The organism is Burkholderia sp. FW306-1C-G01B, from assembly GCF_058781685.1.
The window spans coordinates 13,200-25,382 of record NZ_JBYSWZ010000004.1 but is presented as its reverse complement, the minus strand read 5'-3'; the positions used below and the strand labels follow the sequence as shown (position 1 = coordinate 25,382).

Annotated in this window: 10 protein-coding genes; 8 read left to right on the top strand and 2 right to left on the bottom strand. The window is 63.3% G+C overall.

The features are described from left to right. The first annotated feature begins 2 nt into the window (after window positions 1–2). The 8 genes from AC3WLY_RS09685 (at window position 3) to AC3WLY_RS09650 (ending at window position 9,769) form a co-directional block, all read left to right on the top strand. Window positions 3–1,265, top strand: coding sequence for an HlyD family secretion protein (locus AC3WLY_RS09685; RefSeq protein ID WP_492308608.1), 1,263 nt, complete (start codon window positions 3–5; stop codon window positions 1,263–1,265). Window positions 1,266–1,331: 66 nt separating this feature from the next. Next, window positions 1,332–3,470, top strand: a complete 2,139-nt coding sequence (locus AC3WLY_RS09680; RefSeq protein ID WP_492308609.1) for a peptidase domain-containing ABC transporter — start codon at window positions 1,332–1,334, stop codon at window positions 3,468–3,470. A 108-nt stretch (window positions 3,471–3,578) separates the two neighbouring features. Further along, the gene (locus tag AC3WLY_RS09675; protein WP_492308610.1) at window positions 3,579–3,893 is read left to right on the top strand and encodes a hypothetical protein; all 315 of its coding nucleotides are present in this window, start codon (window positions 3,579–3,581) and stop codon (window positions 3,891–3,893) included. A 103-nt stretch (window positions 3,894–3,996) separates the two neighbouring features. Next, window positions 3,997–4,272 carry a hypothetical protein gene (locus AC3WLY_RS09670; RefSeq protein WP_492308611.1) on the top strand — a complete coding sequence of 92 codons (276 nt, stop codon included), beginning with the start codon at window positions 3,997–3,999 and terminating at the stop codon, window positions 4,270–4,272. A 219-nt stretch (window positions 4,273–4,491) separates the two neighbouring features. Then, window positions 4,492–5,022 carry a fimbrial protein gene (locus AC3WLY_RS09665; RefSeq protein WP_492308612.1) on the top strand — a complete coding sequence of 177 codons (531 nt, stop codon included), beginning with the start codon at window positions 4,492–4,494 and terminating at the stop codon, window positions 5,020–5,022. An 89-nt stretch (window positions 5,023–5,111) separates the two neighbouring features. Continuing rightward, the gene (locus AC3WLY_RS09660; protein ID WP_492308613.1) at window positions 5,112–5,885 is read left to right on the top strand and encodes a fimbrial biogenesis chaperone; all 774 of its coding nucleotides are present in this window, start codon (window positions 5,112–5,114) and stop codon (window positions 5,883–5,885) included. 185 nt (window positions 5,886–6,070) lie between these two features. Then, complete coding sequence (locus AC3WLY_RS09655) at window positions 6,071–8,650, top strand: fimbria/pilus outer membrane usher protein (RefSeq protein WP_492308614.1); 2,580 nt, start codon at window positions 6,071–6,073, stop codon at window positions 8,648–8,650. A gap of 66 nt (window positions 8,651–8,716) precedes the next feature. After that, on the top strand, window positions 8,717–9,769 hold the full coding sequence (locus AC3WLY_RS09650; RefSeq protein ID WP_492332665.1) for a fimbrial protein: 1,053 nt from the start codon (window positions 8,717–8,719) through the stop codon (window positions 9,767–9,769). A gap of 367 nt (window positions 9,770–10,136) precedes the next feature. Here the strand turns inward: AC3WLY_RS09650 and AC3WLY_RS09645 are convergent, their stop codons facing one another. Further along, entirely contained in the window at window positions 10,137–11,168 is a 1,032-nt protein-coding gene (locus AC3WLY_RS09645; RefSeq protein WP_492308616.1) for a hypothetical protein, read from the bottom strand. A 39-nt stretch (window positions 11,169–11,207) separates the two neighbouring features. Beyond that, window positions 11,208–12,110 (bottom strand): TauD/TfdA dioxygenase family protein, encoded by a 903-nt coding sequence (locus AC3WLY_RS09640; RefSeq protein ID WP_492332664.1) that lies wholly within the window; start codon window positions 12,108–12,110, stop codon window positions 11,208–11,210. Window positions 12,111–12,183 lie beyond the last annotated feature (73 nt).

The window sequence follows — 12,183 nt, the reverse complement described above, 5'->3', positions numbered from 1 at the left end:
TCATGTCTGATGAGTCGTTGTTTCGCCCCGAGGCGCTGGAAGCCGGAAAGGGCAAATTGATCGGCGCGGTTGCGCTGTACTCGCCGCCCTACCGCTGGTTGCTCGTCACCATCGTGGCCGTGATCACGCTTTCGATCGCGGCGTTCCTGGTGTTCGGCTCCTATACCAAGCGCGAGCGCGTGATGGGGCAGCTGGTGCCCGCCGCCGGCGTGCTCAACGTGACGCCGCCGGTGTCCGGCACGGTGGAGTCGATCGACGTCCGCGAAGGCCAGCGCGTGCGCGCGGGCGATCCGCTGATGACGGTGTCCGCCGAAGTCGCGATCTCGTCGGGCGGCGTCCGCGAGATGGTGCGTGCGCAACTCGAAACACAGCGCTCGCAGCTCAAGAGCGACCTGAGCGGCCAAACGGTGCTGGCCGATGAAGCGACGCGCGGCCTGCGCGAGCGGGCGGCGACCTTCGAGAGCCAGTTGAGCGAGCTCGAACTGCAGCACACGCACCGCGTGCGCCAGGTGGAACTCGCCCGGAGCCAGCTCGATAAGCTGTCGATGATGCGGACCCAGGGCTATGTGTCGAACTCGCAGGTCGATCAGCAGGAAGCCAGCGTACTCGACGCGGAGGCTCGTCTGCAGGAGTCCGTGCGCGCCCGGCTCGACGTGCAGGGCCAGTTGCTCCAGGTGCGCCAGCAACTGCGTGAGCAGCCGCTGAGCGCACGGCAGCAGCGCAACGAGATGGGACGCAAGCTGGCGGAGACCGAACAGGCGATCGTCGAGAACGAAGCTCGCCGTTCCGTCGTGCTGCGTGCGCCGGCCGACGGCGTGGTGGGCGCGCTGCTGTTCAAGGTGGGGCAGGTCATCAACGCCGGGCAAACCGCCGTGTCAGTGCTACCCGCCGACGGAAAACTGGAAGCGCAGTTGATGGTGCCGAGCCGCGCCATCGGGTTCATTCATCCGGGGCAGACCGTGGTGCTGCGCTACCAGGCGTATCCCTACCAGAAGTTCGGGCAGCAATACGGCCAGGTGACAGGAATTTCGCGCAGCGCGCTGTCGCCACAGGAAGTCGCGGCGTTGACCGGCGATCCGAACGTGCAGGAGCAGCACTACCGGCTGACCGTCGCGCTGGCGCGCCAGGACATCGCCGTCTACGACCGCACGGAGCGCTTGCGCCCCGGCATGGCGCTGGATGCCGATCTGCTGCTCGACCGGCGCACGTTGATCGAGTGGGTGCTGGAACCGATCTACGCGCTCGGCCGCCGCGCCAGCAACTGAAACCGAACTGTCATGAACCACCGGCTTGCCGCCCGACGCGTGCATGCCGGCACCGAGATCTGAACGATGAGTATTCTGAATGCCCTGCGCTTTGGCTGGGGACGCCGACTTCCGGTGATCCTGCAAACGCAAGCGGCCGAATGTGGTCTTGCCTGCGTAGGCATGGTGGCCGGGTTCTTCGGCCACGACATCGACATGATGCATCTGCGCCAGCGCTTCACGACCTCGCTCAAGGGCACCACGCTGGGCGACGTGATGCGCATCGCCCAGCGTCTGGGGCTGGCCTCGCGTGCACTGCGGCTCGAGCTGGACGAACTCGGCCAACTGCGCCGCCCCTGCATCCTGCACTGGGAGATGAGCCACTTCGTGGTGCTCAAGCGCGTCGAGCGCGACCACATTGTCATCCACGATCCCGCGCGCGGCGTGCGCCACGTGCCGATGGACGAAGTCTCGCGCTGCTTCACCGGCGTCGCGCTGGAACTGCTCCCGACCGCCGCGTTCGAGCGCAAGCGGGAGCGCGAATCGATTTCGATGCTGCGGCTGATCGGCAGCGTGCTCGGCATCCGCTCGGCCTTCGTCCAGGTACTGACCCTGTCGGTGGCGCTGGAACTGTTCGGCATCGTGACGCCGTTCTACATGCAATGGGTGATGGACCACGTGCTGGTCTCGTCCGACCAGGACCTGCTGACGCTGCTCGGCATCGGCTTCGCGATGGTGGCGCTGTTCCAGGTCGCGATCACTGCGCTGCGCTCGTGGGTGGTCACATGGTTCTCCAGCCTGCTGAGCGTGCAATGGAGCGCCAACGTCTGCGCGCATCTGCTGCGGCTTCCGATGGCCTATTTCGAACAGCGCCATATCGGCGACGTGGTGTCGCGCTTCGGCTCGGTCAGCACGATTCAGAACACGCTGACCTCCCGTTTCATCGGCACCGTGCTCGATGGCGTGATGGCCGTGGTCACGTTGGGCATGCTCTTCTTCTACAACAGCACGCTGACCTGGCTCGTGCTGGCACTGTTCGTCGTGTACGCGCTACTGCGCGCGATCGCCTACCGCCCGTTCCGGCGCGCGAACGAGGACCAGATCGTCTATGCGGCGCGAACCCAGTCCCAACTGCTGGAGTCGATTCGCGGCGTCCAGGCGATCAAGCTCGCCAACAAGCAGGACGAGCGCGTGGCGATCTACACCAACACCATGGTCGAGACCACGAACAAGGGCATCGCGATCCAACGCCTGTCCATCGGCTTCTCCGCCGTCCATGGGCTGGTTTCCGGCGTAGGCCGGGTGGCGCTCGTCTGGCTCGCCGCGCAGCAAGTCCTCGACGGTCATTTCTCCGCCGGCATGCTGGTGGCCTACATCACCTTCGCGGACCAGTTCATCGGGCGCGGCTCCGGCCTGATCGACGCACTGATCGAGTTCCGCATGCTGCGGCTGCACGGCGAACGGCTGGCCGATATCGTGCTGACGAACGTCGAGACCGATATGGAAGGGACGGTGGCGCCGTTGCCGCGCGGGCAACAGGAAGCCCCCCCCACCCTCTCCGTGCGCAACTTGCGCTATCGCTATGCCGAAGGCGAGCCATGGGTGCTCGACGGCTGCTCGTTCGATATCGCCGCAGGGGAGTCGGTCGCCATCATCGGCCCCTCCGGGCAGGGCAAGACCACGCTCGCCAAACTGCTGCTGGGACTGCTGGAACCGCAGGAAGGCACGATTGCGATCGACGGCGTCGATATTCGCCAGGTCGGCCTGCAGCACTACCGCGACCGTATCGGCTGCGTGATGCAGGACGACATCCTGTTCGCGGGCTCGATCGCGGACAACATCGCATTCTTCGATCTCGAACCGGACCAGGCGCGGATCGAGGAGGCGGCACGGCTCGCGCAGATCCACGACGACATCACCGCGATGCCCATGGGCTACCAGAGCCTGGTGGGCGACATGGGTTCGTCGCTGTCGGGCGGCCAGTGTCAGCGCGTGCTGCTGGCGCGTGCGCTGTATCGGCGGCCGGACGTGCTGGTGCTGGACGAAGCCACGAGCCATCTCGACGTCGCGCGCGAACAGGCGATCAACGAGGTTGTCGGTGCGATGCCGGTCACCCGCATTCTGATCGCCCATCGCCCCGAAACCATCCGTAGCGCGCAGCGGGCCTTGCTGCTGGAACAGGGGCGCGCCACGTTCGTCCCGCTGCCGGCGGTCGCCACGCCATGACGCGCGCGTCGCACGTCGGCGCACGGAGACGGGCCCGATAACGAATCAGGCCGTCGGCGAACCGGCCTTTCATTGTTCGCCAATCAACCATTACTACGGAGTATTTCAATGCGTGAATTGACCATGATGGAAATGGAACACGTCGCCGGCGCCGGCTTCTGGTCGAGCCTGGGTGCGGGCGTCCTCGGTGCGCTCACGGGCTTCGGCACCGGGTTCTTCAAGGGTGGCGTGACCGGCGGCAGCACCGGCGGCATCGTCGGCGCCAGCATCATTTCGGCTGGCGTCGGTGCCATTGCCGGCGCGGTCGTCGGCCTCGTGGGCGGCCTGATTTATGGCGTGATGAACGACTGGGACACGACGGCCTCGTGGTTCAACGAGAACATGAACGCCCTCCTCGACCCGACCTATCCGGCACTGACGTAATTCAGGTGGCCGCCCCCTCCCGCACGGCGCGACGGCTGCACGCCAAGCGCCCGGGACGGCGCGGCTTTTTTCACCACGTCGGAGTCCAAACGATCCGACGCTCATGAAGGAACCGCAAATGCGCAATCTCAACCACATGGAAACTGCGGTCGTCGCTGGCGCCTGGAGCTGGTCGGATATCACGACGAGCTCGATCATGGCGATGTTCAAACCGTCATCGTCCACCACCGATCTCACCGTCCGGGAAGCGCCGGAACTGACCGGCAATTCGGTCGGCATGGGTGACACCTTCGGCAAGGTTGCCGCGTCGCTGCTGATCGGTGGCGCGTTGCTCTTCACCGGCTTCGGCGCGGGCCTGCTGTCGCTGGCACGTCGCTGATCAGCCTGACCGGTCTGTATTGACCGGTTCCCCCTCGCGCCGCGGCATGCGAGCGCGAGGGGCATGGCATCACCGCCATGGCGGGATTCTTGACCTCACATTTGGATGTTATGTGATGTAAGGAATCCAAATGGAAGGCGAGAATGCATCGTTGTCCGCATTGCCATGCATGGCGAGACAACAATCAATACCCGCTTTTTATCTAGAAAGGTAATTCAAATGAAACATAAAATCGCCTTCGGCGTTCTCTCCGCTGCTTTCGCTCTGCCCATGGCTGCTCACGCGTCCGACGGCACCATCACCTTCAACGGTGCGATCGAAGCACAGACCTGCACGATCAGCGTGAACGGCGGCGACAAGGACGCCACCGTCCAGCTGCCGACGGTGTCGGCAAGCACGCTGGCCTCGAAGGGCCAAACCGCCGGCGCCACCAACTTCACGATCGCGCTGAGCGAGTGCTCGGGTGACGCCACGCAAGTCCGCGCGTTCTTCGAAGCGGGTCCGAACGTCGACGGCACGAGCGGCAACCTGAACAACGCCAACGGCGCCGCAACGAACGTGCAGGTTCAGCTCCTGAACGCCGATGGCGTCGCGCTGAAGGCCGGCGACGAGTCGCAGCGCAGCTACGCCGCCACGGCGCTGACGAGCGGCGCAGCAACGATGATCTATGGCGCCCAGTACTACGCAACCGGCGCGTCCACCGCGGGTGACGTTCAAACTTCGGTGACCTACTCGATCGACTACCTGTAAGCACCGTCTGCAAGGCTCCGTGGTTGGCACGGAGCCCTTTTGCGACAAGGAGGGCGATTCCAGCCCTCCTCCGTAGGCTGGATTCCACTATGCTCTCATTCAGAACGCCGATGCGCGGTCGCTCGCGGCTGCATCTCCTCGCCCTCGCCCTGACGCTGGTCGTCAGCACTCAAGCCGCGGCCAATATCGTCCTGTTCGGGACGCGCGTGATCTATCCCGAGGGGCAGCGCGAAGTGTCCGTGCGCATGAATAACCGCGGCGAACAGCCTGCACTGGTGCAGGCATGGGTCGATCGCGGCGACACGACGGCGACGCCCGACAAGGCCGACGCCCCCTTCGTCATCACCCCGCCGATTTCCCGCATCGAGCCGGGCAAGGGGCAGACGTTGAGACTCTCCTTTCTCGGTGACGATGTGCCCGAGGACAAGGAGTCGCTGTACTGGCTGAACGTGCTCGACATTCCGCCCAGGCCGCGCGCGACCGACGGCGAAAACCTGATGCAGCTCGCGATCCGCTCGCGCGTCAAGATATTCCTGCGCCCTGCAGCGCTGACCGACGAGGGCGCGCTGGCCGCCCCGCAACAAGTGCAATGGCAGGTGAAGCGCGACGGCAATGGCCGCGTCCAGGGCGTCGAGGCGAGCAACCCCAGCGCTTACTACGTCAATCTCGCGACGGTCGATGTCGGTCCCGAAGGCAAAACCGTGTCCGCTCGCGAGGGGGGGATGATCGCACCGGGCGCGACCCACCTGTTCAGCTTTGCTGCGCCGCTTCCGGCACAGCTCGAGAAAGCGCGCGTGTCGTTCGGCTATATCACCGACTACGGTGGCATCGCCCACGGAGAAAGCACGCTCGGCGCGCCCTGACGCCCCGGGTCCTTTCCGCTCCGCGCATCCCGCCCCGCCCCCACAGCTGGCGCAAGGTACGGCGCACATCACCTTCAAGCACCATGGAAATCAATCGCACGACCCGTCCGTGGGCGGTGCGCGCGCGCGCGCGCCCGCCGGCCCTCAAACCACTCCCCGCGGCCGTCTTGCTGGCCAGCATGAGCATGGCGCCGTATGTTTCGGCCGCGGAAGGCAGCGCATCCGCCCACACACAGCGCCGCGACACGATCCAGTTCGCCAGCGCGAGCTTCGACCAGGATTTCCTGCGCTCCGGTTCCGGCGAGACCGTCGATTTGTCCCGATTCGCCAACGGTAACCCGCTGCTGCCCGGCGATTACCGTGTGGATGTCTACGTGGCGGACCGCTTCGTCGCCCGTGAAACCGTTACCGTCAAGCCCGGCGACGGCCCCGACGGCGCCGCGCGTATTTGCGTGTCGCGCACGCTGTTTGATCGCCTGGGCATCGATGCGTCGCAGGTTCCGTCGGACGCGCTCGCGCGGCTGGCCGACCCGGCCGGCTGCGTCACCATCGAGGAGCTGACCAACGACGCACGCGCCAGCCTCGATACCGCGGACCTTCGGCTCGACGTCAGCCTGCCGCAGGCCATGATGCGCCGCCGCGCCCGCGGCTACGTCGACCCGGCGCTGTGGGATTCGGGCGTCACGGCGGGCATGCTGGGCTACAACGCCACCTACTATCGCAGCGAGTCCGGCAACCTGACCCAGCAGTCGGCCTACGTCGGCATCAACGCCGGCTTCAACGTCGGCGGCTGGATGTTCCGCCACAGCGGCTCGTACCAGTGGCGCGAACGCGATCCTTCGCGCTACAGCTCGATCCGGACCTACGTGCAACGCGACATCACGCCGATGAAGGCGCGCGTGACGCTGGGCGAATCCAATACCAGCGGCGAGATCTTCGACACCTTCGCATTTCGCGGCGCACAGCTGGCGACCGATGACCAGATGTGGCCGGAGTCGATGCGCGGGTACGCGCCGGTGGTCCGCGGCATCGCGCAAACCAACGCACGCGTGACCGTTCGCCAGGGCGACGCCGTGTTGTACGAGACCTCGGTTGCGCCGGGCGCATTCGTGATCGACGATCTGTACCCGACCGGGTACGGCGGCGACCTCACGGTCACGGTGACGGAGGCCGACGGCCGTGTGCAGGAATTCAAGGTGCCCTACGCGTCGGTCGCGCAACTGTTGCGTCCCGGCAGAACGCGCTACAGCGTGGTCGCCGGCATGGTCCGGCTCAGCGGGTTGAGCTACACGCCGAAGGTGTTTCAGGCGACCGTGCAACGCGGCCTGACCAACAACTTCACCGCGTATGCCGGGGCCCAGTTCACCAACGACTACGGCGCGGTACTCGCGGGCGGCGCGCTCAGCACTCCCGTGGGCGCATTCGCGCTCGACGTCACCAAGTCATGGGTGTCGTCCGCGGGCTTCAAGCGCAACGGCACCAGCGTGCGCGCGACGTACAGCAAGCTGATATCGGCCACCGACAGCAACGTGTCGGTGGCGGCATACCGCTTCTCGTCGTCGGGCTACATGGACCTGCAGAATGCGCTGCAGTACAGCGACCTGGCGCGGCGCGGCACGCTGAGCGATTCCTCGTGGACGGCGAGCCGGCCGCGTAACCGGCTCTCGGTGACGGCGAGCCAGGGCCTCGGCCAGCGCGGCGGCAATATCTATGTCAGCGGCTACAGCCAGAACTTCTGGGACCGTGCGGGCACCGACACCCAGTTCCAGGTCGGCTACAGCAACAGCTACCGTTCGTTGGGCTATACGCTCTCGGCGAGCCGCAGCCGTACTTCGCTCGGGCGGATGGAAAACGTCGTCATGCTGTCGCTGTCCGTGCCGCTCGGCAGTAAGGCGCGCGCGCCGACGCTCAACCTGGCCGTGACCAACGGCTCGGACGGCACCAGCGTGCGCTCCACCGTCAACGGCACGGCGCTGAAGGACAACTCGCTCGACTACAGCATCGGCGTGACGCGCGATTCGAACCGCGACATCGGCGCCAACGGGTCGGTCTTGTATCGCTCGCATTACAGCGCGCTGCAGGGCAGCTTCGACGTGGGCGACCACTATCGCGCGATGTCCGCCGGCGCCAACGGGATGCTGGTCGCCGATTCCGGTGGCGTCACGGCTTCGCCGTACAACGCGCAGTCGATCGCGATCGTGGAAGCACCGGCCGCCGCCGGTGCGCGCGTGCTCGGGTATTCGGCCGTCGTGCTCGACGGCAATGGCCGCGCGGTGGTGCCGTACCTGAATCCGTATCGGCTCAACGAAGTGTCGATCGATCCCAACGGGCTGCCCGACGACGTCGAGCTTCTCACGACGCGGCAACAGGTTGCGCCCCGTAACGGCGCAATCGTCAAGGTCCGCTACGGCACCGTGATCGGCCGGCCGGTCCTGGTGCGGGGCACGCTGCCCGGCGGCAACGTGCTGCCGTTCGGCGCCTCCGTGGTCGATGAGGCGGGCAACGCGGTCGGCACCGTCGGTCAGAACGGGCAACTGTACGCGCGCCTCGCCGAGGGGCTCGAGAAGCTGCTCGTCAAGTGGGGCCCGCAAGAGCGCAATACCTGCCTGCTCATGTTGCCCGAGCAGGCGCCGGCCACGGCCGACGGCAAGCCGGGCCCGCTCAAGCACCTGCAGCGTTTCGACGCGGTGTGCCAGCCGCTCGCGCCGGAGACGAACCAGGCCGCGTCGATGCGGGTGCGCGCGCCGGTGCAGACATCGGGTTGAACATGCGTTCCCACGACCACCGCCGCCACCTGCGTGGCGATTTCTCATGATGATGAAAGGACGATTGTGATCAAGGAAACCATCCTGAAACTCGGGCGCTCGTCGATCCGGCGCCTTCTGCCCTGGGTCGCGCTGAGCCTGCTCGGCACCGGAACGGCGCATGCGACGCTGAACTGTTCGGTGGGGAGCGGCGAAAGCGTCGTGCTGCTCGACTTGACCCAGAAAATCCTGATACCGGAGGATGCGCCGATCGGCACGGTGCTGGCGGGCGCCTACGGCATCAGCCGCACCGCCACGTGCGTGCTGAACGTCACTTATCCGCTGGCGAGCCAGTATGCCTATCTGCGCCGCCCCGACCTGACCACCAGCAACCGGATCGGCAGCGGCCTCGCCATCTACGTGACTTACAACGGCGATCGTGGCAACTCCGCGGCCAACTGGAAAACCGACGTGTCGGTCGACTCGGCGATCAAGAGCGTTTCCGTGCCATTTACAGTGGACGTCGAACTGGTCAAGGTCGGGGACACGCCCTCGAGTTCCACCACCAAGCTGCCGTCCAACTATGTGCACGTGCTCAGCGTGGCCGACCCGAGCCAGAACTTGCTGGTTCAGAATGGCAACGCGATGTATTTCATCCGGGGCCTGCAGGATTACGTGGTGTTTACCAAGAGCACGTGTTCGGTCGTCGGAGACGCCAATCCGGTGGTCAATCTCGGCACGTTTTCGGCCAATGGCCAGTCGGGTCTGGGATCGGGCATCGGTTCGACCTCACCGTCGCGGGATTTCTCGCTGACACTCGACTGCAAGCAGGGCAGTACCGGCGCGTTCTCCGTCGCGCTGACGCTGGACGGCACGACCGTATCCGGATATGAAAGTGCCGGTGTGCTCGCGTTGTCGGCGCAGACGGGCACGGCGACCGGGGTCGGCGTTCAGGTCCTGAAAGGCGATGCCGGTTCGCAAACCGCCGTGCAGTTCGGCTCGAAATGGGACGTCACGTCGCGATGGCAATCGGACGGACTCATCGAGCTCCCGTTCTCGGCCCGCTACTACCAGACTGCTACCTCCATCACCCCGGGGCCGGCCAACGCGACCGCCACCTACACGATCAGCTACATGTAGCGTCCGCGCGCATCGCGGCGACCGGCGCCGCGCGCGGATTCGCGACAGCCCACGCTGTGTCGTGAGCGGCTGAAGACCCGACTCGCCGTGGCGGAAGCGTCCGCCGCGGCGAATTCGCTCCGGCACGCCGATTCTTCCTTCGGGCTGTACTTGCCCGAAGGAGATGTGTTTGCGGAACCGGCGGGCTCGGAACATATCCCCCCTTCGCTACCGACCGCCGTGGCTGGCCGGATCGAAAGGCCGCCACGGCGCTGCCGCGTCGGCGTCCTGATGCATCGGGATGTTCCCGGCCGCACCGCGGCAAACGAGGCGCGCCATATTTCGGCGGCCGCCGTCGCAGGCGAATTCCCATCGCGCTTTTGGGTCGTCAAGACCTCCCGACATTAGGAACACCACACTGCCTCGGGTGCCGAAGGCTTTCGCCAGACGCCATCACTTCTTCATGCGTATTTACGGGATCGTGATATAAAGTCTTTACAAAATCCAAATCGATACGGGACAAAAATCCAGAACCAAGCCCACGATACGAATCGGGAACAGTCGTTGTCGTTGGAATGACGAGGCGATCGGAAAAGAGACGTCCGCTCCAGAGATCCGAAGTTCCGGCGATCGGCCGAGTCATGTCCAGGTCGATCAATTTTGTAATTTGAGAGTTCGACGGAAAGCGCAAACTGTTTTCCGCCGCAGGCAGATCGTTTGCTCTTAACCAGCACACAATCTCCTCCTGGCGACCCGCCAGATGCGCTTCTCTAAACGGCGCGGACATGAGGATCGGAACCGCCACGCCACCGGCTCTCCGATAATTCAAAATGAGTTCCATTCGATTGGAAAGCTGCGCATCATTGTCAATTGCGCTCAATGAAACCCTGATCTCCGCACCACTGCCCACCAGTCCGCCCAAAACCGTCCGATCAATCTTCAAGAATCCTTTCGTAATGAAAATCGTCAGTCTATTGGTGGCTTGGACGATTCTCGCCAATTCAAGAGCCGTTCTCCACGACCATGATGGATCGCTATTCCACCCGTTACGTAGATATCCCTGGGTAATCGGCAACCTTTCAAGATCAGCCATCAAGATTTCTTCTTTCAGCCGATTCGACACGCGCGCCCCGAAATCTATCCCCCGTCCCAGTGATGCTCTTGCCGCAAAACACATGCCATAGCACGCTTGTCGAATCGGCAGGCAACCGGAAACAAGATCCGTCGTCAGCGTATCGAATGGCAAGCCTCCGGCCAGCCCTGCCCGAACGTCAACCGATTCAGGTTTTTCAAGTGGCGACGAGCCGATATATTCACGATTGCTTCTGTGCACCAGGTCGCTCAGATCGGCGGCCGTTCTTGACTCAAGGCGGGAAATCTCAAACGTTCCGGCCTTCGGATTCGTCAATGATTGATTCATGTACGCACCAAAGAGATATGTGAAATTGAAATTACAGGATCAGCCACTGACAACGTGTCCGATGGGCGCTGCAACGCAATATCCATCCGGATGTATTTTGAGCGCCTTTAAAAAACGAATCCCCCGGAACTCTTCTCGCCGATGCAAAAGCTGCACGTTGTCATAGAGCAACAGATCCCCGGGCTTCCACTCATGCGTGTATATGTTCTCTTCGATTAGTATTTCATTTAGAATAATTGCCCTCAAGGCCAGCCCGGATTCAACGTCCATTCCGGAAAAATTCAATGTGTTTTCACTTACGTAGACGTACTCCCTTCCTGTAAATGGATTGGAGACGATAACAGGATGGGATACGGTTACCTGAGGTGCGTTGTCGTGAGTGGTGGCCGGCCGCCTGGTAGACCAAAGTTTGCGGAGTTGAGCCAGCTCCATTTCATCAATTCCAAGATTGCGAACCGCGGTTGTCGCAAAGCTGGTCGCGCCCCCTTGCTCTGCTGGGATTAGACAAGACAGAATACTCACCGACGCAGGATTTTCCCGAAACTCCTGATCCGAATGCCAAAAATCTGTATCATCACCACCGAATCCGAGGGGCAGACCGTCCTGGTTTTTCAAATTCGTCAGATATGCGACATTCTTTTCGATTTTCCCGTGACTGATTGTTCTGGCAGATGCCTCAACCTTTCCAGATCCAATTAATTTGGAAAATCGCAGCAGGTCGCTGTCTCCAAGCGACTGGTCCCGAAAAACAAGAAGGCCGTGCAAGGCAAGCAGCTTTCGAATTTCGAAAATATCCATAACGGATATCGATTTCAGATTCAATCGACGCAATTCAACGCCAAATCTCGGCTGAATGGGAAACGACTCGACTCGCCGACTCAATTCGTTCGCGCCGCCTTGACTATAAAAATAGTCCCCTCTAAACCAAGTATTGATTGACATACCTTCCTCATTACGAATGCAATGTTTTCGATGAGCGATATCAGTGGTCAAGAGTGATCGTCCACCCGCCACC